Consider the following 21,655-nt stretch of genomic DNA (forward strand, 5'->3'; position numbering starts at 1 on the left):
AACTTATAAAAGAAAAACACCTGCAATAAAAAATATTACAGGTGTTTAATTAAATATAATTTGTTTAATAATCTGTATCGATTATTTAGGACTACTCAATATTCCAAAAACAAATTCTAAAATAAATTAATAATTAATTATTAAAGTAAAATCCGTTTGGATTAACGCCTACGCTAAATTCATTAGTAAGTTTTCCTGTTAGAGAATAGATATAAATATCTCCGTTATCTACATTATTTACTTTGTCTGCAACATATATTTTGCTGTTTTTTACTGCCAGTCCGTAAAGTGAGGTAACCTCAGTAGCCTTGAAAATTGGAGCGGTTGGTAAAGTTGTAGCGCTTGTAGCAAGAGAATAAATATTACTGTCGATAGTGTAATATAATTTATCGTTTTCAATATCTAAATATCCCGGATGTGTTATACCGTCAAAACTAAGAGTTGAAGTAATAGTATTCGTGCTTAGACTGACTTTTACCAATTTACCAGCTGTTTGTTTCTCAGCATAGTAAGGATATCCTTCGCATAAAATATACAAGCTTCCATTGTCTTTTACCAATCCTGCAGGCATGTCACCTACCTCAAAGTTAGTTACTACCGAGTTAGTTGCAGCATTAATTACAGTTAATGAATTTCCGAAGTTGTAACCTCCTTTGTGAGTAACATAAAGTTTACCACCGTTTTCAATTATTTTTTCAGGTCCTTCAACTACAGAAATTTTAGATGTAATTGTGTTTGTAGTAAGATCAAGAATCCCTACATAATCATCTTTTGAATCATTTCCGTCTCCCCAGTTTGTAACATATCCTTTTCCGTTTGCAAAAGCAATATATCTTGGGGTTTTGATGTCTGTAGTAACAGTCGCAACGCTTTTGAAAGTGTATCTGTTTACTACTTCAATTTTATTCGTATTATTTACAATCAAATAAGCGAAGTTTCCGTTAAAACCAATGCATTGGATAATGTCGTTTTTTGTTTTTTCAGGATTCAATAAAGAAAAAATATTGTTTTCAATTTTTAAATCATCTGATAAATAAGATACATTTCCATTCGATTTCAAAAATTGACCTTCATTTGCAATAAATAATCCCCCTTCGTAATTGCCACGTGGTTCCGGTGTTGTATCATCATTATCGCTGCTACATGACACAAAAAATGCCGAGCTTAATATGACAGTTAAAAATAGTTTGTTAAATCTTTTCATTGTATTTAAAAATTAAGGTTTATGTATATTGTAAAATTTCTTCCCGGCATTTGTCTGTTAGAAACGGGTTGGTAATTTTCATTCCAGATATTTAAAACTTGAACACCAAGTTTGTAACTGTTCTTTTTTCCAAAATCGTAATCAACACCAACGTTACCAATATTATAATCTTTTACTTTGGTTGCAGGATTATTAAAAGGTGTTGTATAAGCATCTCCGTTGTATAAATATTGAAAATAAGAAGATACTTTTCTCCAATTATAAGAAACCGATCCTGTTAGTTTATGGTAAGGAACATAAATCAATTGCTTATAAACAGATTCTCCTTTTATCATTTGTTTACTTTCAGAAACCGTGTAAGCATAAGTTCCGTTTACCGTAAAATTATTGTTGCCTATTTTTGGTTTCCATTCTAAAAGTATTTCGGCACCATACGCTCTTACTTTATCTGTGTTTTCAGGCGCCCAGGCACCACCGCTTCCTTCAGTAGGAACCCAGCGTAATAAGTCTTTGATCGAATTATAATAAGTTGTCAGAGAGACAGAGAAATTCTTTGTAAAAAACTCATTACCAATTTCTGCCTGATAAGAAGTTTCAGGTCTTAGATCAGGATTACCACTTCCTTCCCAAAACAAATCATTGTATGTAGGCATTCTGAAATTTTTTGAAGCATTAAATTTCAAACGATAAAAATCAGTGAATTGATAACGTGTTCCAAAAGAAAACAGGAATGGATTTCCAAAATTATCCGTTACTTCCTGACGTATACTGGCATTATAATCCCATTTATCGGTAACCAAATGACTTAACAGTAAACTAGCCGAACCAACTTCTCTTTTGGCCTGATCGATGCTCGAACCATATCCTTTATTACGATTGTAATCGACAATACCATTCAGTTTGATTTTATCATTTACATCAAAAGCCAAATCATATTTTATGATAGAAGTTTCAACTTTTCCGTACGTAAATAGTTCAGAATCTATATTAGCAAAATACTTATACGATTCTCCAATATAGGCTAATTTCAATTTTGATGTAAAACGATTCAATACACTTTCCCATTCTAATAAATTTCGGGTATTAAAATCGTTGTATTTTGTTTTGGTTTCTGTGGGTACAATTAAAGAAAAATGACGTTCTGCATCATAAAACTGACTGTATGCTTTTATGGTGTTTTTAGCATCTATTTTATATCCAAAAGTGGTATTCATGCTGGTGTTATAATATTCACCATTTATGTTTCTCTCATCTTTTGTGCCGGGATATTTAAAATCATTATCAGAGCTATTTCTGGAGATGTTGACTTGTAAACTATATTTTTCAGAAGAGGCATTAATGCGATAGTTGGCACTCAAAGCATTGTAACTTCCTAAGCTAAAAAATACCTGATTAGAGAATTCATTTTTAAATCTCAAATCATTATTTAGGTGAATGCTTCCGCCGATGGCACTGCTTCCGTATAAAACACTTCCTCCACCGGCTTTCACAGAGATAGAATTAAAATCTCTTGTTCCGATGGTGTTGAAATCAGTTTGACCTAAAAATTGTGAATTAATGTTGATGCCATTCCAGATAACTGCTGTTTGTGCTGCAGTAGTTCCTCTAAAAGAAGGTCCGGATGTCATACCAAGACCATTTTCTTTAAAATAAATGACAGTATTGAAATTTAAAAGAGATGTTAAAGAAGAGGCGTTTTTATTGATAACGGAATCATTTAATACCTGAACCGATTGTGAGGCAGAGTATTTTTTAAGATTCGCATCAGAAACGATGACTTCTTTTAACTTATTAATAGAATCATTCTGCGCCACAACAATCTGGCACAATAGCAATAAACAAAACGCGAAAAGCTTTTTTAAAGTCATAATTTCTGCACTCTTTTTCCCGAGAGTTCGATATTGGTTACAAAGGCAGGTCTCCTGGCTTGCGTTTTGCTGTTTACCTTCCCATTCGCCGGGGCGAGCAGTGGTATTGGAGATAACAACAAACATTCTTTTCAGAACTAAGCTTACAGTTGCGGGTACAGCTCAAGATTTTCTACTGATAACTTGATTCCCTTTTAATGTGTTTCGAAATAACACAACCTTAATTGTTTGCAAAGATAAAGTTAAAAATGTCGATTTTTCTAATTTGTTTGATTATAAAGAAGATATTCTCAACAAAAGGCCATTTAAAGTACTATTTTTATTACCTCGCCAAAATCTACATTATTATTAAAAGCATCTTTTAAGGGTAAAGAAGTATGGTGACATAAAATGCTGCGAATCGCTCCGGCATGGGCTACAATAATTATTGGCGTAGTTGTTTCTTTTGAAAGTTGAGAAAAAAAGTCACCCACACGTTCGTGCAACGCAATAAAAGATTCACCGTTTGAAACACTAATGTTTACAAAATCTTCCATCCAGGGATTGAGTTCTTCTGGCGGGATTTCGTTCCAGTTTTTCATTTCCCAATCGCCAAAATTCATTTCCATTAAGCGATCTTCTTTTTCAAATGAAATTGTCTTAATAGTTTGCTGAATGTATTCGGCTAAAATAACGCAACGTTTTAAAGGGCTTGAAAAAATGATCGCTTCAGAAGGTAATTGCGAAACGATATTTTCAAAAACCGAATCAAAAGGTTCTGCCAGACCCACATCAGATTGTCCGTAACAAACCCCTTTTTCGCAAATTGTTTCGGTATGACGAACTAAATAAATTTCCATATAAAAAGAATACTTAAATAATAAACAACTTCACAAACTTGTTGTGTCGCACCAAGGCAATCTCCTGTGTAGCCATCAATCCATTTCTGAAAATAACGAGCTAAAAAATAACGCATGATAAAAACCGGAACCAAAGTCAAAAGAAATTGATAATGGAAATACGAGAAAACTAATAACGGAACTAACCCGAAGAAAAATGAACCTGAAATTTCTTTCCAGGTGTGATTCTTAGCAATGGGTTTGCTTTTGCTCGACGCATCATCCCGGGAATATTCATGCGTAAAAATAATAGAGATTGCCGCCAAACGGCTTAAAGCATGAGCCGAAATAAATAAAAGGTAAACCTGAATAGGCGCCATAGCATTATCTCCTTTAAAAAGCGCAAGAGATTCTGAAAGTAATTTAAATTTTAGTAAAAAAAGTAAAACCAAACCAATTGCTCCGTAAGCGCCAATAGCGCTATCCTTCATAATTATCAGGATTTTCTCTTTGGTCCATCCTCCGCCAAAACCATCGCAAACATCAGCAAAGCCATCTTCGTGAAAAGCTCCCGTAGTAAGTACAGAAATAATCAGCGCAAAAATCACCGCAGTTTCTGTTGAAAGAAAAAGAGAAAAAAGATAAAAAGCCAAAAATGATATACTGCCAACAATCCATCCAATTAAAGGGAAATATCGAGTGGCTTTGTTTAAATAATCAGAATGGTGATCAATGTTTTTAGGACACGGAATTCGGGTGTAAAACATTAGAGAGGTAAAGAAAATATGTAGTTCTTTTTTCATTTAAATGATGTAGAATTATTTGGCTAAAGCCATTTTTGATTGCCAATTTATGTTCCAACATCTAAAGATGTTGTCTATTCAATTTAGATTGTGCAAAAAACTTTATGTATTAATAATAATGTATTTTTTTGTATAGCCCCCAGATTTATATGGGGTATAAAATTTATAATCAGAAGAGGCTTTAGCCAAATTCTATTTATTCATTACCTTTTGAAATCCAAATTTGCTGATAATCTCATCATATTCTTCTTTAAAAGTTTTTTTCTTATGATGTATTTCTTGATTTTTAATATAATCTCTGACTTTATCTATTAAAGATTCTGAAACTGAAACTGCAAAATACTCATCTTGCCATTCAAATTTTTCTTTTGTTAATTTATTTTTATTGATCCAAAATGAAGATTCGCCTTTTAATAATTGTATTATTTTTTTAATATTTTGATCAACACCTAAAGAAATTATGCAATGACAATGATCTGAATATCCATTTATAAAATCAACATAAATTCCTTTTTCTTTTGCATTCTCTCTAATATGATTCCAAACTTTTTGTCTTAATTCGACTGAATTTAAAAATGGAAATCTGTTTTTTGTACTCCAAACAAAATGGATGTATACTTTTATCAATGGCATAATTATAGTGTTTTTTCTTACTTAACGAAAAAACACAACTTAAATTACTTCCTACTAACCCCCGCACTTTCAAAACTTGCCATATCATTCAAAAAAGCTTCTGCCGATTTTAAAATAGGAAAAGCAATCGCGCAACCTGTTCCTTCGCCCAGGCGTAAATCAAGATTTAAAATAGGTTTTGCGCCTAAATAATTCAATAATTTATCGTGCGCTTTTTCGGCAGAACAATGACAGAAAAGAGCATTGTCTTTAATATCAGGATTAATTTTCGAAGCAATCAAAAAAGCGACGCTGCAAATAAAACCGTCAACTAGAATCAGCATTTTGTTATCGTAAGCTGCTAACATTCCGCTCGCGATTTGTATAATTTCGAAACCCCCAAAATAGGCGAGTTGCTGTTTTAATTCGGCTTGACCGGAATAATTTTCAATTGCCTTTTTTAGAATATCCTGTTTCTGAGATAGTTTTTCATTTTCAACTCCGGTTCCTTTTCCAACACAATCTTCAATAGGTAAACCCGTTAAAAGACTCATTAAAACCGAAGCCGTAGAAGTATTTCCAATTCCCATTTCGCCAAAACCAATGCAATTAGAACCTGTTTGAGCAACTTCATCAACAATCGATTTGCCTTTTTCAAAACACAATTGCAATTCAGTTTCGCTCATCGCAGGAATATGCAAAAATGATTGCGTTCCTTTTGCGATTTTGGCATTAATTAAATTAGCATTCGTTGGGAAATCATAATTAACTCCCGCATCAACAATCGATAATTTAATCTCGTTCTGATTGCAAAAAACGTTTATCGCCGCACCACCTTCCAGAAAATTACCCACCATTTGTCGCGTAACATCTTGCGGATAAGCGCTCACACCATGATTTGCAATTCCGTGATCTGCGGCAAAAACTATTATACTGGGATTTATTATTTTAGGATTCAGCGTTTCAAAAATCGTCGCCATCTGATAAGCCAGCGTTTCTAAAGTGCCTAAAGAACCAATAGGTTTTGTTTTAGAATCTATTTTTTCTTGCAAAAGTCTCCTAAAATCAGGTTTAGATTCAGATGACTTTTCGATTTTCAAGTCAAAATCTAAAACAACATCTTCAGTAACATTTTTAATTTCGGTACAAATCGGAGCTTCAGATTTCTGTTTCCAATGCAACTGTTGCAACATTGGTTGATTATCATAATTCGTTGCCGGTTTTCCTATACAGAAATAACCCAACGGTTCAATATTGTCAGGTAAATCAAGAATCTTTTTGAATTGGTGATAATTCAAAATTGAAACCCAACCCATTCCATAACCTTGTTCTGTTAGCGAAAGCCAAATATTCTGTGCTGCACAAACTGAGCTAAATTTTACCGCTTCGTTACTACCCACAGTCCCAATCGTAAACTGATTAAGGACAGATCTGTCATAAGCAATAATAAGCCCGATTGGCGCTTCTTCAATCGCTTCAAGTTTCAAAGATTTGTAATGTTCTTTTTGTTCCGGATTATCAGTAAGTTCCTCAGCTTTTTTATTATAATCTAAAAAGAGATTCTTTACCGCCGTTTTAACTTTATTAGATTTAATGATAAAATATCTCGTAGCATCAGTCAACCCAACCGATGGCGCCCAATGTCCGGCCTGCAAAGCTTTTTCGATCACTTCATCCGGAACTTCATCAGCAGTAAAATGTCGGGTGTCTCGTCGTGATTTTAAAATATCATCTAAATAACTCATTGTTTAATTCCAATTTGGTTGAAAATTCCAAACTTTTAAATTCCAAATTCCAATTTGACAGAAATCTCATTAAAGAATTTAAAAAATTTAAAGATTTAAGTAAAGATAAGCTATCACGTTCGAATTTGGAATTTAAAAGTTTGGAATTTCCTCTCCAGTTTTGGAATTTGGAGTTTATATTTTGGAATTTAATTATTTAATTTTAACTGGAATTCCAGAAACCATCAATACCACTTCATCAGCATTAGATGCCAAAAACTGATTCATCCAGCCTTGCAATTCGGTAAATTTTCTGCCAATGTGAGTTTCGGCATGAACGCCCATTCCAATTTCGTTGGTTACAATAATTAAGGTAGCATTTTCCTGATTCGCGATCGAAAGAAATTCTTTTTTAGCTTCTTCCAGACTTAAATTCACATCATATTGATGGTCAGTAAAAAAGTTGGTTAACCAAAGCGTCACACAATCGATCAACGCTACTTTTCCGGTAAAATCAATTTTACTTAAATATTTTTCCTCTTCAGTATTCGTCCATCGTTCATCACGTTCTTGCTGATGACGATCGATTCTGTTCTGGAAATCAGCATCCCATTTTCTCGCCGTTGCCACATAAATAGGCGAATTTGAAAGTTGCAACGCCAAGTTTTGAGCATAACTGCTTTTTCCTGATCGCTCGCCGCCGGTAATTAAGTAAATCATTTTAATTGTGAATTGTTAGTTGTGAAATGTAAATTGTTAGGACGTTCCCTACGGTCGGGCTATCCACTATATCTTTTATTTTTTAAAGAAAAAAATAAAAGGATATCGCTACTATCCCTAACGCAAAAGACCAATCGTAGAAAAACAGTTATAAATTTATCACTAATAATTCATAACTCATAACAATTTAATAAGGGCAATGTCTGCAGTCATTTCCGCAGCAAGAACCTCTTTTTAAGTGAAACCAGGTTTTAAAAACATAATTTCCATTTTCGATATAATAATCAATTCCTTCAATTAGTTTTTCTTGTTTGGGTAAAGTTATGGCTTTGTTTTTAAGCGCTTTTTGAGGCGTAATCGTTTCTACATAAGCATCAATTTTGTCTTCGCAAGCTTCTTTAAAGCAAACCGGACAAAGGCAATCGCCACCATCAGAAAGGTTAAAAATAGGAGGGAAATCATTGCACCAACATTTGCTTTCTGCTGAAATATCTCCACAAGTAAAAGAAGATTCACAGCTGGAACAAACTTTTGTTTTTATGCTATTCATAGGTTAAATGTAGTATTTATTGCTTTTTGTAAGAATAAAGATAAATAAAAAAAATAGAAATTGCCTTACCTTTGTCACTATCAAAATGCAAATTACGAAATGGTCATGATTTAAGTTAAACGTCAAAATCCAGAAATCAAAAACTATTCCTTAAAATAAGATAACCTATTTATGAAAAAATTATTCCCTAAATTAATTTTTATTTTACCTCTTTTTCTTCTTGTTGGATGTAAAAAAAATGAGACTGAAACCGTTGCAAAAGATACTAATGCAAAAAATAGTATCGAATATGCATCCGGGCTTTCTATTGTTAAACACGAAGGATATTCAATAGTAACCGTAACAGAACCATGGCCAAATGCCAATGCAAAATTTACTTATGTCCTAAAAGAAAAAGAAGCTAAAGTTCCGGACAGTTTACAAAAATACACCACCATAAAAGTACCTTTAGAATCTGTTGTGGTAACTTCAACAACCAATATTCCGTTTCTTGAAATGTTAGAAATAGAAGATAAATTGGTTGGTTTTCCTCATACTGATTACGTTTCATCAGAAAAAACAAGAGCTTTAATCGACAAAGGCTCCGTTAAAAATGTAGGTGAAAACGAAAAATTAAATATCGAGCAATTAATCGAATTATCTCCGGATCTGATTGTAACTTTTGGTGTAGACAACAACAATCCAACATTGGATAATTTAAAGAAAAGCGGACTAAACGTACTGATCCAAGCCGATTGGATGGAGCAATCTCCACTAGGAAAAGCAGAATGGATCAAACTTTACGGAGCTTTATTTGGTAAAGAAGACAAAGCCAAAGAATTGTTTGATAAAATTGTATTAAGCTACGATCAGGCCAAAAAATTAGTGGCAGATAAACCTGCGACTTCAACTGTTTTATATGGCTCTATGTATGAAGATGTTTGGTATGTAGCCAAAGGAAATAGTTGGGTTGCCCAGTTTATGAAAGATGCTCAGGCCAATTATTTATGGTCAGACTTAAAAGGAACCGGAAGCGAAGGTTTGTCTTTTGAAAAAGTATTGGTAAAAGCCAAAACGGCCAATTTCTGGATTGCTTCAGGATCATTCAAAACGTTAGAAGAATTTGGAAAAACGAATCCGCATTACAGTCAATTTGATGCTTTTAAAAATAAAACCGTTTATACTTTCGAAGGTAAAGTAGGAGCAACTGGTGGAACTGTTTATTATGAATTAGCACCAAGTCGCCCGGATTTAGTACTAAAAGATTATATCAAGATTTTTCATCCTGACTTATTGCCAAGCTATGAATTTACTTTTGCATCAAAATTAAATTAAGCGTATTGATCAATAAAAAGCGAAATATAATCCTGTTTTCGGTACTTGCCCTGGCACTTTTATTTATGTTTTTTCTGGACATTAGTTTGGGGTCAATCACCATTCCGTTCAAAGAAGTATATACGAGTTTAACGGGCGGTCATGCCAGCAAATCGACCTGGGAATATATCATCATCAACTATCGTTTGCCAAAGGCGATTACAGCAATGTTAGTAGGCGTGGGATTATCCATAAGCGGACTATTAATGCAAACCTTATTTCGAAATCCGTTGGCGGGACCAGATGTTTTAGGATTAAGTTCCGGAGCAATTTTGGCCGTAGCCATTGTAATTTTAGGAGCGGGCTTTTTGCCGACATTTCTAAACGTAATTTTATTATCGCCATACGGAATTGTATTTGCTTCAACATTAGGAAGTGTTTTGGTTTTAATGCTGGTTTTGTTAGTAGCACAACGCTTGCGAAATACGATGGCAATTTTAATTGTGGGACTTATGTTTGGTAGTTTTACCAGCGCGATTGTTGGGGTTTTAACTTATTTTAGTTCGGCAGAACAATTGCAAAAATTTACCTTTTGGTCATTAGGAAGCTTAGGAAATCTCTCCTGGACATCTATTTCGATTTTGGCAGTTTGTGTTAGTTTTGGTTTGCTTTTAAGTGCTAGTAGCATCAAACCTTTAAATGCATTGCTTTTAGGCGAAAACTATGCTAAAAGCATGGGATTGAATTATAAAAAAGCAAGATTGGTTATCATATTTGCTACTAGTATTTTAGCCGGCAGCGTTACTGCTTTTGCCGGTCCAATTGCTTTTATTGGTTTAGCTGTTCCGCATATTGCAAAACTAACATTTCAAACCAGCAATCACGCGGTTTTATATTGGAGTACTTTTTTTTACGGAGGTATTATTATGCTTTTTTGTGATATTGCCTCGCAATTACCGGGATTAGATACCACATTGCCAATTAATGCCATAACATCAATAATTGGGGCGCCAGTTGTTGTATATTTATTAATGCGAAAAAGAAATTTTCAGTAAAATATTAAGAAAATTATTACTTTTATTTTTTAAACACATAGAAACATAGTTTTTATTTCAATTAAAAAAATTAATGATTACGCAAAAGTATTTAGACGAATTAACTTATGAAGTTATTGGAGCTTCTATAGAAGTACATAAAATAATTGGAAAAGGATTGCTTGAAAATGTATATCACCAATGCCTGAAAGAAGAACTTTCACAAAGAAAATTAAATTTTTTCACAGAGATGAAAGTGCCGATAACATATAAAGGACAAGAATTGATTACAGATTTTAGATGTGATTTATTTGTTGAAAATTGTCTGGTTGTTGAATTAAAAACCGTTTCTGAAATAAATCCGGTTCATAAAGCACAGCTCTTAACTTATATGAAGCTTTTAAAAGCTCCAAAAGGAATTATAATTAATTTTAATTGTTTTAATATATTTAAAGAAGGTCAAAAAACATTTGTAAATGAATATTTCAACTTATTCCCAAAGTTTTAAATAATTTGAACTATGTGTAATTTACGAGTAAATTTAAAATATAACTCTTACGAAAAAGAAAATCCTATGTTTCTATGTGTTTAAAAAACAAACCACAATGAGCACCATCCTAAAAACTTCAAATTTAAGCATTGGCTATAAGTCCAAGAAAGAAACTGTGACTATTGCCGAGAATCTTAATTTGAACTTATCTGCAGGGAAACTCATTTCATTAATAGGAGCAAACGGAATTGGGAAATCGACTTTATTGCGAACCATTACAGGAATTCAGGAACCATTATCAGGAAATGTTTTTCTGAATGAAAAAAGCATCAACACCTACAATCCTTTAGATTTAGCACAAAATCTAAGTTTGGTCTTAACCGAAAAACTACCACCAAGTAATCTTTCCGTTTTTGAGTTAGTGGCACTAGGCCGCCAGCCTTACACCAACTGGATAGGCACTTTGACCCAAACCGACATCGAGAAAGTTCAGGAAGCACTACAGCTGACTCAAATCGAACATTTAGCACAGAAAAAACATTTCGAAATTAGCGACGGACAATTGCAAAAAGTATTAATCGCCAGAGCTTTGGCACAAGATACCCCGCTTATTATTTTGGATGAACCCACAACCCATCTCGATTTACTGCACAAAGTTTCACTGTTTAAATTACTGAAAAAACTCACACAAGAAACTCAAAAGTGTATTTTATTCTCGACACATGATATCGATTTGGCGATTCAGTTAAGCGACGAAATGATCATCATGACACCGGAAGTAATTGTTCAGGATGAACCTTGTCATCTTATCTCAAACGGAAGTTTTGCAAATTTGTTCAAAGACGAACACATCGCTTTTGATGCGGAGAAAGGCAAGTTTATAATAACTTAATTGTTGTTCTCAAAGCGTACTCTGTAAACCTGAAGTAATTTTTCTAATTCTTCAAATTTTACAGTTAATTCACCAATGTTAATCATCTCATTATTAAATGCGAGATAATTTGTAGAGCTTTTTCCGCTGTTTTGTGTAAACACTCTATCGTCATAAATTTTATCCCAGGAAACCATTTTCTTATTTTTTAATTTTATTCCCTTAGCATTAATTGTGATTTGAGGATCGCTGTCTCTTAATTTTTTAGTTTGATCATAGCCAAGATATAAACCAACCACAACCAGAATGGACATGAAATAATCGTTATCTAAAAGAAAATATATTCCAAGAGAGATCATGCCTACACTAATAATTAATAAAAATACTAACGTAGTTTTCGAATAATAAATTAAAGTTTCTTTGGGGATATTGATGTCATCTTCATAAACATCTTTTTCAAGGAATTTTTTTTCCAGTGATTTCAGTTTTGTTTTTTGCTCAAGACTTTTAAATTCTGTTTTTTCGAACCAACTGTCACTGTTCCAGATTAATTTTTGCTCAATTGCTTTTCGTTTTAATTCACGAACATTTCGGACATTTTCAAATGCCCAGACTTTCCATCTATTTACAAAATAACTCCAGGTAAGCCAGCCGAATAAAAAACCAGAAAAAAAACCGATTAGAATAATCCAAGTGGAAACTATTTCATAAACACTCAAAACAATACTAGCAACGATGAATGTAAAAGTGACAAACATGGGTAGATAAACCAGTTGCCCTTTTCCTTTAGCTAATGCTTCATTGACTGTAACTTCTCTCTCCATTTTAACTCTTCAACCCAATTTGTCTTTTAGCCTCACCAACCACAAAAGCTACAGAATTTGCGATATTAAAACTTCTGATTAATTTCGACATTGGAATCGTTAAATGATTTTCAAAACGAGCTAAAATTGCTGCGCTTAATCCAACACTTTCTTTCCCAAAAACCAACCAGTCTCCATCCTGAAAATCAGTTTCAAGATATGATTTTTCAGCATGAGAACTCATCAGGAAAACACGTGATTGATCCGGAATCCTTGCGATCCATTCTTCTATATTTTGATATTCAGTAACATCAAGATGTACCCAATAATCCAATCCCGAACGTTTCAGGTTTTTATCATTAATCACAAATCCAAACGGATGAATTAAGTGCAATCTACTTTCAGTACCTACACACAATCTTCCAATATTTCCAGTGTTATTTGGTATTTCAGGTTCTACAAGAACAACGTTTAGCATTTTTTTGAGTTATGAATTATGAGTTATAAATTATTGAGTTTCCAAAAATTATTTAATTTTCTAATTGCCAAATTATCTAATTAAAAATGATCAACCTCTCGAACTTCTCCCGCTTTTAAGTCTTGCAAATATACATTTCCTATACGAACGCGAACCAATCTTAAAGTAGGAAAACCAACTGCGGCAGTCATTTTTCGAACCTGACGAAACTTTCCTTCATTTACTGTTATCGATGCCCATGAAGTTGGCCCATGACGTTCGTCGCGTATTTTTTTTGCCCTTGGCCCAAAATCTGGAATTTCAGTCACGATAAAAGCAGAGCAGGGTTTGGTTTTGTATTTACCTCCATCAAAACCAATTTCGACACCATTTTGCAATTGTTCAATCGCTTCAGGAGTAATTACGCCATCAACCTGAACATAATATTCTTTGTCAACTTTTTTGCTTCTTATTTGCTCGCTCACTTTTCCGTCGGTTGTGAGTAAAAGTAGTCCTTCAGAATCTTCGTCAAGTCTGCCAATCGCCATTGTTCCTTCCGGAAAATCGTGTAATTCTCCTAAAAGCTTTTTCTTTCTTTTCAATTCATAAATAAATTGACTCAGATAGCCGTAAGGTTTAAAAAGAATAAAATGTTGATGCATGCCGTATTTTTTGAATGCAAAGATAGTTTTGTTTCAGAAGTAATTCCAACTTATTATGATCATTCGTTTTTCATTTTCTTCAACCATAAATACACGAACCAAATTACCGTTACCACAAAAATCACCAATAAAGGCACGTAATAATACTGAATGAAATTATGAAAGTAACTTCCAATGAAAAGATAAGCTGAAGCGATGCAGAGCTTTATTATAATAAACTCAGCATTAGTCCAGGTGGTTTTGATTTTGAAAAAGTTCATAATATGAGTTTTTTGAATTTTAGAATCTAATTTACGATAATATTGGGTTAACGTTTTGAAAATGATATTGTTATTTGTTTTTAGTTTGATTTCTAGAATTATTAAAGAAACCAAAAGCAATGTTAAAGAGCTTACTTTTCCGCTATAGAATTCGTAATATTATAAGACTAACACTAAAATACAAAATTATGGAAACTAATAATTTAGGATCGAAAAAGATAAATGGAGTACAAAAAAATATAGATGAATCTAAAGGGAAAAACATTTCGCATGATGGAAAATCAGATGATCCGAATTTAAAAAAAGAGGTCGTTACAGATACTGAAGGAAACAAAAAAGTCGTGGAAAGAGCCCGAAATGAAAATGAAGATATCAAAGAAGTAAAAGATGATGGGAAATCTAAAGGCGCAAATGCCAATAGGGGAGTTGCATCAGATGAAGAAGCTAAAAAAACGGTAGAGAATAAAGACCGAAATTCTGATATCACGCCCAATCGTTATCCTAATTCTGATCCGGAAAGTCATGAAGATCGCGGAAATATGAAATTAGACGAAGAGTAGATTCTATCTTTAAATACTAAAAAAATCCCTGATTTTAAGGCTTTTTATCTAAAATAACATTTGATTGGCAAACGGCGTTAATGTTATTCTAAACTTGCTTGTGAGGTTTGTCGTCCCTGTAGTTCTTCGTAAATTGTAGTATAATTTAAAATATATTAAAAATGGCACTTTTAGAAAACAAAGTAGCTTTTGTATCCGGTGGAGGTTCAGGAATTGGACGTGCAGTGGCAGAAGCTTACGCTCGAGAAGGAGCAAAAGTAGTACTTTCAGATATTAACGTAGAACACGGAGAAGCAACCGTAAAATTTATAAAGGATAAAGGTGGAGAAGCTTTTTTTGTAAAAGGAGATTCATCAAACGCAAGCGACAATAAACGTATGATTGAAGTAACCGTCTCAAAATACGGCCGACTTGACATTTCATGCAATAACGCAGGAATGGGAGGTCCGGCAAAACCAACAGGAGAATACGAACCCGAAGCCTGGGATAAAGTAATTGCGCTGAATTTAAGCGGTGTTTTTTATGCCTGCCGATATGAGTTAGACCAAATGGAAAAAAATGGCGGAGGAAGTATTGTAAATATCGCATCGATACACGGTCAGGTTGCAGCGCCACTTAGTCCTGCTTATACTGCATCAAAACATGGAGTAGTAGGATTAACTAAAAACATTGCGGCTGAATATGCCTTAAAAAATATTCGCTGTAATGCTGTCGGACCAGGTTACATCGAAACGGCTTTACTAAAAGATAATTTAAATAAAGATGCTATGAATGCCGTTGCGGCAAAAGCACCTATGAATCGTTTAGGAACTGCTGAAGAGATTGCAGAATTAGTAGTATTTCTAAGTTCTGAAAAATCTTCTTTCACAACCGGAAGTTACATCATTGCCGATGGTGGATATACAGCGATCTAAAAATTGATTTCTTTTTATTATGATAAAAGGCATCCGTAAAAACTACGGATGCCTTTTTTTATGTTTTAAAATAAAGCTTTAAATGTATTTAAATTTGGGTTAGGCGTTATTTCATAGAAATAATCCAGCTGCCATTTTTGAGTTTTCTGAGCTTGTTTACTTGTTGTTTCATCCCAAGGAGGATAAACCCTTGTCGCTCTTTTTCCTTCTTTAGTGGTTGTAGAAAAGATTCTTTTTTCAAGTAAAATACTTTTCGGGAAAATAAATTGTCCCAGTAAATCATCTTTTCGAACACTAACAATTACAAAATCAATAGCATCCAAAAAATCAAAAGGTGCTGTAATTCCGGTTGTATTGCGTTTCCATAAAGTTACAAACTGTCCGGTTTTTGTGGGTGTTATTTTCGCTTTTCTGTAGCAAATAGACTTTCCGTTCAAATAAAAACGATAAGCTTCATAATCGGCACTTTCAGATTCTGGCTCAAGTAGAGTAATTTCAAAATTACAACAATCATAAACTGTTTCTTTGGCAATGATTAAATCTTCAGATAGTGACTTTTGATCGTTCCAATTGTTTTTGATTGTCATTTTAGGGAAATTTCTATTAGGTTATTTTGGGTAAAATTACCATAATAAGAACTTTAAAAAGAAACATTCAAACCAAAATTCAATCCCCATTGAAACTGATTAAACGACTGATTGCTTAAAGGATTGATATAATAATTCATAGCCGGTTCAACAAAAACATTTGTTTTTTTGTAAACACGATATTGCAAAGTACTACTCAATGTAGAACCATAAACATAATCATTTGCATTTACGTTCTGGCCAATCGAATTACCATCTAATGCTACATTATTAGAAATCAGTTTCCCTACAAAACCACCGGTATTTAAATTAATACTGGCTCTCTTCATGCTAAAAATAGCATATGAAACCTCTAATGGCATTTCAATATATCGCAAGTTTTGATCGAGATTACCATTTTTAAGATTGTTATTTTCGATATTATTTTGCTTGAATGCATCGCTGGTTGAATTAGGAACAAACACATAATTATCATTGGCTGTAATAGGAGCTGATAAAGCCGCAGAAGCACTTTGATTAAAATAGTCGCTTGAACTAAAAAACGCATTGTTTTTTGCACTTATGTACGAAACATTTGCAACGCTTTGCCCTAATTCGTTAATTTTTAAACCAGAAGCAACTGCCCATTTCTTGTTGATTTTGTATTTGGTTTTTACTCCATAACTATTACTTTGTCTGGAATCATTTGTATTGCCCAGCGTTTTTTCGTTTTTATAATTTTCAGAACTGGCAACTCCGGCAAAAACTTCAACTGCCCATTTTTCATCGTTGGCAGCAAGTCTATTTTTGCTTTCTTTTTCTTTTTTGTCTTCCGGTAGTATACCTTTTTCTAAATTTTGAAGTTCTGCCAGTTGTGCAGAATCTTTTTTGCTTAAAACATCATTAAATTTCGAATTGCTTTTTTGATTATTTGCCAATTGTTTTTCTGATGATAAAGCTGCATTGTTTTGTTTTGCCTGACTTTCGTATAATGCTTTTTGATTGCCATTTACATTTGATAATGTAGGATTCAGAGCAATAGCATTATTGTTTTTTGAAGTCGATTGATGGTCAAAAATTGATTTCGATACTTGATTTTTTGAACTTGGATTAAACGGATTGACTTTACCCGCTGAAAACGTTTTTTCGGCTAAGATCTGATCGCTGGCTTTTTTGTCTGCATTAGCCATCTGACTTTTAGCAACTGAATTAAATCCGTTTGTTTTAGCCGGAGCCAAAGCTTTTTCAGCCAACGCTTTGTTCGAAAATTTCTTATCGCTTAAAGGTTGAACTTTAGTATTTGGATTTGCTGCTTTACCTGAAATATTAGTTTTTTCGGTTGATGTTTGATTCGAAACGTTTTTATCCGCATTTGCCATTTGATGTTTTGAATCAGAGTTAAATCCGTTTTTAGGATCCGTAACAAATGTTTTTTCGGCTACAGCCTGATTGTTGTTTGGTTTTTCAGTATTTGTTTTTGAATTTAAACCATCAGTATTATTAGTGTTTTTTGAGTCTGTATGAGCAATTGCCGTTTTTTGATTTTGATTTTTTTGAGAATGTTGAGGTTGATTAGCCTTGTCTTTTAGAGATGTATTGTCATTAACAACATCAGATTCTTTCTCCGTAATAATTTTTTCTGATTTGTTTTTCTCATTTAGGATTGTGCTGTCTGTTCCGGAATTATTTTTTTGTTCGTCAAGAACTACACTATTATTTTGCTGAGAATCAGTTTTTATGGTTTTAATTCCTGAATTCGATGTAAAATGTAAAACAGAAGGGAGCAGTAAGCCTAATAATAAGCATGCCGCAGCCGACCACCAAAGAATAACCCTTTTCTTCTTTTTAGGTTTGTCTAATTTCTTCTCAATTTCGCCCCATAATTCAAGAGGTGGAACACTTGAAAAGTCCTCCATTGATGAAAAAATATCTTCTATATTTTGCTTTTTCATGCTATTTTAAAATTTTTTATGCTCAGTATTTTTTTTTGCAAAATGTGCTTGGCCCTATTTAAATTTGATTTTGAAGTTCCTTCTGAAATGTTTAATAATTCTGCAATTTCCCGATGTTTCATTTTTTCAAAAACATACAAGTTAAAAACCGTCCGGTATTGATCTGGTAAATCGCGAATATATTCTAGTAGTTTTTCCTGTTCAATGGGGAGAGTTTCTAATTCTTCCTCTTCGACAAAATCAGTATCAGGATCAAAAACATCCAAAAAGAAACTTTCCTTTTTCTTTTTATTTAAAGTTTCGATTAGTTTGTTAATGAAGATACGTTTAAGCCATCCTTCAAAACTTCCTTCAAATTTATATTGACTTATTTTTTGAAAGACAATTACAAAAGCTTCCTGAAAAACATCTTTTGCATCATCTTCATTCTTCATGTACTTTAGGCAAATACCATATAAAACAGGAGAGAACAACTGATAAATTTTCAGTTGTCCCTCTCTGTCATTTTTTATGCACAGTAGAATGTATTTTTCTAAATCGTCTTTCAAAAAAGTGGTATTGTTTGGTTTTGCAAAAATAGTTTTTATAAGCTTATAAAACTACCTTTTAAAAATAGTACGGGTCGCATCCTGGTTATTGCTCACAATCGTTAGATTTTGATTGTCAAGACTTTCGATGATATAAGTCTTGCCTTCAAAAGTAATCAGGTCATTTTCTGACTGGTCGAAAAAGCTGTTGCCTTTTTCTATTTGATAAGCACTATTTCTAATTTCTACATTGTTTTTGTAAGTAATCACTCTTCCGTCATGAGTAAAAACGACCTTCTTTGTAAATCCGATAGTTTTAGGAGTCGCCGTGTATGGGTTACTGCCACCGCCAATCGATTTTTGCCAGACCCACGTATTCACGATAGATCCTGAATTCAGGGTTGTTGATTCTACTGAATAAACAGTCGAAAAAAGACAACACACAACAATCAATAATAAAAATTGTTTTTTCATGATTAATTATTTTTGAGCTGCAACTTTATCCTGAATTGCTTTTTTGAAAAGTTTTATCTCAGAACTCTGATCGCTAGTATCGTTGTTATCAATAAAAATTTTAGTTACAATTCCCGCCTGACGAAGTTCAAAATAAGTACCTCCCTGGTTAGCAGCATCTGGTGTACCGTAAGTTTTTGTTTGTCCTTTTAAATTTAAAATTTCTGTAGGTACGCTTTTTAAGAACAGTGTATAATCTCCTTTTTTGCTTGCTACAGTATATTTGTATTGGTTAAAATCAAAACCATTTGCAGCAACATTTTGGAATTTTAAGATATTGTAATCATTCAATTGATAGAATTTTCTGCAATCTGTTCCACCTGTACATTGATTAAAGTAAGTTCCTACTACAATGTTATCAGGATTCTCATTTGTTTTATTAAAAAGAATTGGTTTTGAGGTTCTTGGAATTAAGATAAAATCGCTAGGATAGTTTACCGTCGAAGTAATAGGCTCTCCTGGTTGAGGTGCTTTTTCATAATACGTAACCAGAATTTCACATTGATTTTCTACCATACCGGTTATTTTTATGCCATAACCTGTTGTGTTTTTAAGACCAGAGAAAAGACCCACTAAATAGTTTTTAGTAAAATCGACAGTTAGATCGCCTGCGTTTGGACAAGCACTCACCCCATCACGTTTAGTAAAGAAACTTTGTAATTTTTCATCTGTATTAACTAATATATAAGTTGGAACAGTTGGATAAGTTTTTACATTGTATGCGCATAAAAGAGGAGTTCCTGTAAATGCTGATTCTACTGTTGGTCCGCAATCTGTTTTTATATCGTCATTATTAAGCGAACACGCACTGAATCCAAAAGCTATCAATAAGCTTAACATTAATTTTTTCATGAATAAAATTTTAATAGGTTATATATACTGTAGATGTGCATATTTTGAAATGGTTGCGTTAAAAAAAAAGTTTTTTTTAGATAAGAATAATTTTCAGAATGTTTTTTAAATTCTGACTGAGTATTAAAATGTGAAATTTCGATTTTAAAAATTAAGCACTTCGTATTATTGATTACTTTTACTTTTTAAAAAATAAATTCAATTATGTTCGACTTTCTTCCCTATTTAGTGGCTTTTGTTGTGGCTTTATTTCTGGGCGTTTTTTTGGGTAAGCTGCTTTTTTCGGCTAAATTTCAGTCAGAAAAAGTCAGTCTCGAAGAGCGATTAAGTGCCACTGTAAATCAATTGCAATTGCAAAAAGAACAATATGAAAGGGAAAGAAATAATTTTGAAAAACAAGTTCATTTTGCTTCTGCCGAAAAAGAAAACATTCGTACAGAAAAAGACAGTTTAGCGATTCAGCTTTCTAAAAAAGAAGTTGATTTCGAAAATTTATGGGAACGTCATAAAGAACAAAAAAACGAAATAACCGAATTACAGGAAAAATTCACCAAAGAGTTTGAAAATCTGGCCAATAAAATCCTTGAAGAAAAATCGGCAAAGTTTACCGAACAAAATAGCGAAAACATGAAAAATATCCTGTTGCCTTTGCAGGATAAAATTCAGATATTCGAGAAGAAAGTCGATCAAACGCACAAAGAAAGTATCGACTATCATGCAGCACTTCGTCAGCAAATTATAGGATTAAGCGAGATGAACGCTCAAATGAGCAAAGAAACCTTAAACCTGACAAAAGCGTTAAAAGGTGATAGTAAAATGCAGGGAAATTGGGGCGAACTGGTTCTGGAACGCGTTTTAGAAAAATCAGGCTTAGAAAAAGGACGAGAATACGAAGTTCAGCAAAGCTTTACCAATAACGAAGGCAATCGTGTTTTTCCTGACGTTGTGATCAATTTGCCGGATGGTAAAAAAATGATTGTTGATTCTAAAGTTTCTCTGGTTGCTTACGAAAGATGGATTAACGAAGAATCTGAAATTCTTAAAATAGAATATTTAAAAGAACACGTAAATTCTATAAAAAGACATGTAGAACAATTGGGCAATAAAAACTATCATGATTTATACCAAATCGAAAGTCCTGATTTTGTATTACTTTTTATTCCGATAGAACCCGCCTTTGCCATTGCTTTAAACGAAGATTCAGCGCTTTATAACAAAGCATTTGACCGTAATATTGTAATTGTAACTCCTAGTACTTTGCTGGCGACTTTAAGAACGATTGATAGTATGTGGGCGAACCAGAAACAACAGGAAAATGCTTTCGAAATTGCCAGACAAGCCGGAGCATTATACGATAAGTTTGAAGGTTTTGTTAGCGATCTTGTTAGAATTGGAAACAAAATAAAAGACACTAAAACCGAATATGAAAACGCTATGAGCAAACTCGTTGATGGTAGAGGAAATTTAATTTCAAGTGTCGAAAAATTGAAGAAAATGGGAGCAAAGGCTAAAAAGTCACTTCCTGAAAATATAGTTGCAAGAGCCGCAAATGAAGATGAAAATTCTTTATTGAACTAAAATTGATCCCAAACAAAACAAATT

At 33.2% G+C, this 21,655-nt stretch carries 24 protein-coding genes and 1 riboswitch; of the genes, 7 read left to right on the forward strand and 17 right to left on the reverse strand.

The window, feature by feature from the left end:
- Positions 1-133: 133 nt before the first annotated feature.
- From FLACOL7796_RS12595 to FLACOL7796_RS12630, 8 genes are all read right to left on the reverse strand, one after another.
- Entirely contained in the window at positions 134-1,204 is a 1,071-nt protein-coding gene (locus tag FLACOL7796_RS12595; protein ID WP_173971127.1) for a YncE family protein, read from the reverse strand.
- Positions 1,205-1,209: 5 nt separating this feature from the next.
- On the reverse strand, positions 1,210-3,072 hold the full coding sequence (locus FLACOL7796_RS12600; protein WP_173971128.1) for a TonB-dependent receptor plug domain-containing protein: 1,863 nt from the start codon (positions 3,070-3,072) through the stop codon (positions 1,210-1,212).
- A gap of 27 nt (positions 3,073-3,099) precedes the next feature.
- Positions 3,100-3,310, reverse strand: a riboswitch (cobalamin riboswitch).
- Between the two features lie 67 nt (positions 3,311-3,377).
- The gene (cobC, locus tag FLACOL7796_RS12605) at positions 3,378-3,911 is read right to left on the reverse strand and encodes an alpha-ribazole phosphatase (RefSeq protein ID WP_173971129.1); all 534 of its coding nucleotides are present in this window, start codon (positions 3,909-3,911) and stop codon (positions 3,378-3,380) included.
- The gene (locus tag FLACOL7796_RS12610) at positions 3,896-4,693 is read right to left on the reverse strand and encodes an adenosylcobinamide-GDP ribazoletransferase (protein WP_173971130.1); all 798 of its coding nucleotides are present in this window, start codon (positions 4,691-4,693) and stop codon (positions 3,896-3,898) included. Before FLACOL7796_RS12610 ends, cobC begins: the two co-directional genes overlap by 16 nt.
- A gap of 192 nt (positions 4,694-4,885) precedes the next feature.
- Positions 4,886-5,326 (reverse strand): IS200/IS605 family transposase, encoded by a 441-nt coding sequence (gene tnpA / locus FLACOL7796_RS12615; RefSeq protein WP_173971131.1) that lies wholly within the window; start codon positions 5,324-5,326, stop codon positions 4,886-4,888.
- 44 nt (positions 5,327-5,370) lie between these two features.
- Positions 5,371-7,050, reverse strand: a complete 1,680-nt coding sequence (gene cobT, locus FLACOL7796_RS12620; protein ID WP_173971132.1) for a nicotinate-nucleotide--dimethylbenzimidazole phosphoribosyltransferase — start codon at positions 7,048-7,050, stop codon at positions 5,371-5,373.
- Between the two features lie 192 nt (positions 7,051-7,242).
- Positions 7,243-7,749 carry a bifunctional adenosylcobinamide kinase/adenosylcobinamide-phosphate guanylyltransferase gene (gene cobU, locus FLACOL7796_RS12625; RefSeq protein ID WP_173971133.1) on the reverse strand — a complete coding sequence of 169 codons (507 nt, stop codon included), beginning with the start codon at positions 7,747-7,749 and terminating at the stop codon, positions 7,243-7,245.
- 187 nt (positions 7,750-7,936) lie between these two features.
- Positions 7,937-8,299 carry a DUF5522 domain-containing protein gene (locus FLACOL7796_RS12630; protein WP_173971134.1) on the reverse strand — a complete coding sequence of 121 codons (363 nt, stop codon included), beginning with the start codon at positions 8,297-8,299 and terminating at the stop codon, positions 7,937-7,939.
- 171 nt (positions 8,300-8,470) lie between these two features.
- On the opposite strand from FLACOL7796_RS12630, the gene FLACOL7796_RS12635 reads away from it, so the two are divergent.
- From FLACOL7796_RS12635 to FLACOL7796_RS12650, 4 genes are all read left to right on the forward strand, one after another.
- Positions 8,471-9,613: an ABC transporter substrate-binding protein gene (locus FLACOL7796_RS12635; protein ID WP_173971135.1), complete on the forward strand. Its 1,143-nt coding sequence runs from the start codon at positions 8,471-8,473 to the stop codon at positions 9,611-9,613.
- A 5-nt stretch (positions 9,614-9,618) separates the two neighbouring features.
- Positions 9,619-10,647 carry an iron ABC transporter permease gene (locus FLACOL7796_RS12640; RefSeq protein WP_232067368.1) on the forward strand — a complete coding sequence of 343 codons (1,029 nt, stop codon included), beginning with the start codon at positions 9,619-9,621 and terminating at the stop codon, positions 10,645-10,647.
- A gap of 73 nt (positions 10,648-10,720) precedes the next feature.
- On the forward strand, positions 10,721-11,134 hold the full coding sequence (locus FLACOL7796_RS12645) for a GxxExxY protein (protein ID WP_173971136.1): 414 nt from the start codon (positions 10,721-10,723) through the stop codon (positions 11,132-11,134).
- Between the two features lie 97 nt (positions 11,135-11,231).
- A complete protein-coding gene (locus tag FLACOL7796_RS12650; protein WP_173971137.1) occupies positions 11,232-12,008 on the forward strand; it encodes an ABC transporter ATP-binding protein in 777 nt (258 codons plus the stop codon).
- On the opposite strand, the gene FLACOL7796_RS12655 is transcribed toward FLACOL7796_RS12650, so the two are convergent.
- From FLACOL7796_RS12655 to FLACOL7796_RS12670, 4 genes are all read right to left on the reverse strand, one after another.
- Entirely contained in the window at positions 12,005-12,811 is an 807-nt protein-coding gene (locus FLACOL7796_RS12655; protein ID WP_173971138.1) for a hypothetical protein, read from the reverse strand. The two genes, FLACOL7796_RS12650 and FLACOL7796_RS12655, sit on opposite strands and share 4 nt — an antisense overlap.
- 1 nt (position 12,812) lies before the next feature.
- A complete protein-coding gene (locus FLACOL7796_RS12660; protein WP_173971139.1) occupies positions 12,813-13,268 on the reverse strand; it encodes a tRNA (cytidine(34)-2'-O)-methyltransferase in 456 nt (151 codons plus the stop codon).
- A gap of 80 nt (positions 13,269-13,348) precedes the next feature.
- Positions 13,349-13,909, reverse strand: a complete 561-nt coding sequence (locus FLACOL7796_RS12665) for a pseudouridine synthase (RefSeq protein WP_173971140.1) — start codon at positions 13,907-13,909, stop codon at positions 13,349-13,351.
- A 59-nt stretch (positions 13,910-13,968) separates the two neighbouring features.
- The gene (locus FLACOL7796_RS12670; protein ID WP_173971141.1) at positions 13,969-14,169 is read right to left on the reverse strand and encodes a hypothetical protein; all 201 of its coding nucleotides are present in this window, start codon (positions 14,167-14,169) and stop codon (positions 13,969-13,971) included.
- A gap of 188 nt (positions 14,170-14,357) precedes the next feature.
- Here FLACOL7796_RS12670 and FLACOL7796_RS12675 point away from each other — a divergent pair, with 188 nt between their 5' ends.
- Both FLACOL7796_RS12675 and FLACOL7796_RS12680 read left to right on the forward strand, forming a co-directional pair.
- Positions 14,358-14,729: a hypothetical protein gene (locus FLACOL7796_RS12675; RefSeq protein WP_173971142.1), complete on the forward strand. Its 372-nt coding sequence runs from the start codon at positions 14,358-14,360 to the stop codon at positions 14,727-14,729.
- Between the two features lie 161 nt (positions 14,730-14,890).
- Positions 14,891-15,643 (forward strand): SDR family NAD(P)-dependent oxidoreductase, encoded by a 753-nt coding sequence (locus FLACOL7796_RS12680; protein ID WP_173971143.1) that lies wholly within the window; start codon positions 14,891-14,893, stop codon positions 15,641-15,643.
- 65 nt (positions 15,644-15,708) lie between these two features.
- Here FLACOL7796_RS12680 and FLACOL7796_RS12685 read toward each other — a convergent pair whose 3' ends face one another.
- The 5 genes from FLACOL7796_RS12685 to FLACOL7796_RS12705 are packed head-to-tail and all read right to left on the reverse strand — an operon-like array spanning position 15,709 to position 20,053.
- The gene (locus tag FLACOL7796_RS12685) at positions 15,709-16,230 is read right to left on the reverse strand and encodes a MepB family protein (protein WP_173971144.1); all 522 of its coding nucleotides are present in this window, start codon (positions 16,228-16,230) and stop codon (positions 15,709-15,711) included.
- A gap of 53 nt (positions 16,231-16,283) precedes the next feature.
- Entirely contained in the window at positions 16,284-18,161 is a 1,878-nt protein-coding gene (locus tag FLACOL7796_RS12690) for a hypothetical protein (protein WP_173971145.1), read from the reverse strand.
- On the reverse strand, positions 18,158-18,709 hold the full coding sequence (locus tag FLACOL7796_RS12695; protein ID WP_173971146.1) for an RNA polymerase sigma factor: 552 nt from the start codon (positions 18,707-18,709) through the stop codon (positions 18,158-18,160). Before FLACOL7796_RS12695 ends, FLACOL7796_RS12690 begins: the two co-directional genes overlap by 4 nt.
- Positions 18,710-18,760: 51 nt before the next feature.
- Complete coding sequence (locus FLACOL7796_RS12700; RefSeq protein ID WP_173971147.1) at positions 18,761-19,162, reverse strand: hypothetical protein; 402 nt, start codon at positions 19,160-19,162, stop codon at positions 18,761-18,763.
- Between the two features lie 6 nt (positions 19,163-19,168).
- Positions 19,169-20,053 (reverse strand): protease complex subunit PrcB family protein, encoded by an 885-nt coding sequence (locus FLACOL7796_RS12705; RefSeq protein ID WP_173971148.1) that lies wholly within the window; start codon positions 20,051-20,053, stop codon positions 19,169-19,171.
- Between the two features lie 204 nt (positions 20,054-20,257).
- Between FLACOL7796_RS12705 and rmuC the strand changes: the two genes are divergently transcribed.
- On the forward strand, positions 20,258-21,631 hold the full coding sequence (gene rmuC / locus FLACOL7796_RS12710; protein ID WP_173971149.1) for a DNA recombination protein RmuC: 1,374 nt from the start codon (positions 20,258-20,260) through the stop codon (positions 21,629-21,631).
- Positions 21,632-21,655 lie beyond the last annotated feature (24 nt).

Origin of the sequence: Flavobacterium bizetiae, assembly GCF_902804475.1 — a bacterium.
Classification (GTDB): domain Bacteria; phylum Bacteroidota; class Bacteroidia; order Flavobacteriales; family Flavobacteriaceae; genus Flavobacterium; species Flavobacterium bizetiae.

Bases quoted from the DNA above. Each gene is read 5' to 3' on its own strand.
- FLACOL7796_RS12595 (WP_173971127.1), bottom strand. From the start codon at position 1,204: ATGAAAAGATTTAACAAACTATTTTTAACTGTCATATTAAGCTCGGCA.
- FLACOL7796_RS12600 (WP_173971128.1), bottom strand. From the start codon at position 3,072: ATGACTTTAAAAAAGCTTTTCGCGTTTTGTTTATTGCTATTGTGCCAG.
- cobC (WP_173971129.1), bottom strand. From the start codon at position 3,911: ATGGAAATTTATTTAGTTCGTCATACCGAAACAATTTGCGAAAAAGGG.
- FLACOL7796_RS12610 (WP_173971130.1), bottom strand. From the start codon at position 4,693: ATGAAAAAAGAACTACATATTTTCTTTACCTCTCTAATGTTTTACACC.
- tnpA (WP_173971131.1), bottom strand. From the start codon at position 5,326: ATGCCATTGATAAAAGTATACATCCATTTTGTTTGGAGTACAAAAAAC.
- cobT (WP_173971132.1), bottom strand. From the start codon at position 7,050: ATGAGTTATTTAGATGATATTTTAAAATCACGACGAGACACCCGACAT.
- cobU (WP_173971133.1), bottom strand. From the start codon at position 7,749: ATGATTTACTTAATTACCGGCGGCGAGCGATCAGGAAAAAGCAGTTAT.
- FLACOL7796_RS12630 (WP_173971134.1), bottom strand. From the start codon at position 8,299: ATGAATAGCATAAAAACAAAAGTTTGTTCCAGCTGTGAATCTTCTTTT.
- FLACOL7796_RS12635 (WP_173971135.1), top strand. From the start codon at position 8,471: ATGAAAAAATTATTCCCTAAATTAATTTTTATTTTACCTCTTTTTCTT.
- FLACOL7796_RS12645 (WP_173971136.1), top strand. From the start codon at position 10,721: ATGATTACGCAAAAGTATTTAGACGAATTAACTTATGAAGTTATTGGA.
- FLACOL7796_RS12650 (WP_173971137.1), top strand. From the start codon at position 11,232: ATGAGCACCATCCTAAAAACTTCAAATTTAAGCATTGGCTATAAGTCC.
- FLACOL7796_RS12655 (WP_173971138.1), bottom strand. From the start codon at position 12,811: ATGGAGAGAGAAGTTACAGTCAATGAAGCATTAGCTAAAGGAAAAGGG.
- FLACOL7796_RS12660 (WP_173971139.1), bottom strand. From the start codon at position 13,268: ATGCTAAACGTTGTTCTTGTAGAACCTGAAATACCAAATAACACTGGA.
- FLACOL7796_RS12665 (WP_173971140.1), bottom strand. From the start codon at position 13,909: ATGCATCAACATTTTATTCTTTTTAAACCTTACGGCTATCTGAGTCAA.
- FLACOL7796_RS12670 (WP_173971141.1), bottom strand. From the start codon at position 14,169: ATGAACTTTTTCAAAATCAAAACCACCTGGACTAATGCTGAGTTTATT.
- FLACOL7796_RS12675 (WP_173971142.1), top strand. From the start codon at position 14,358: ATGGAAACTAATAATTTAGGATCGAAAAAGATAAATGGAGTACAAAAA.
- FLACOL7796_RS12680 (WP_173971143.1), top strand. From the start codon at position 14,891: ATGGCACTTTTAGAAAACAAAGTAGCTTTTGTATCCGGTGGAGGTTCA.
- FLACOL7796_RS12685 (WP_173971144.1), bottom strand. From the start codon at position 16,230: ATGACAATCAAAAACAATTGGAACGATCAAAAGTCACTATCTGAAGAT.
- FLACOL7796_RS12690 (WP_173971145.1), bottom strand. From the start codon at position 18,161: ATGAAAAAGCAAAATATAGAAGATATTTTTTCATCAATGGAGGACTTT.
- FLACOL7796_RS12700 (WP_173971147.1), bottom strand. From the start codon at position 19,162: ATGAAAAAACAATTTTTATTATTGATTGTTGTGTGTTGTCTTTTTTCG.
- FLACOL7796_RS12705 (WP_173971148.1), bottom strand. From the start codon at position 20,053: ATGAAAAAATTAATGTTAAGCTTATTGATAGCTTTTGGATTCAGTGCG.
- rmuC (WP_173971149.1), top strand. From the start codon at position 20,258: ATGTTCGACTTTCTTCCCTATTTAGTGGCTTTTGTTGTGGCTTTATTT.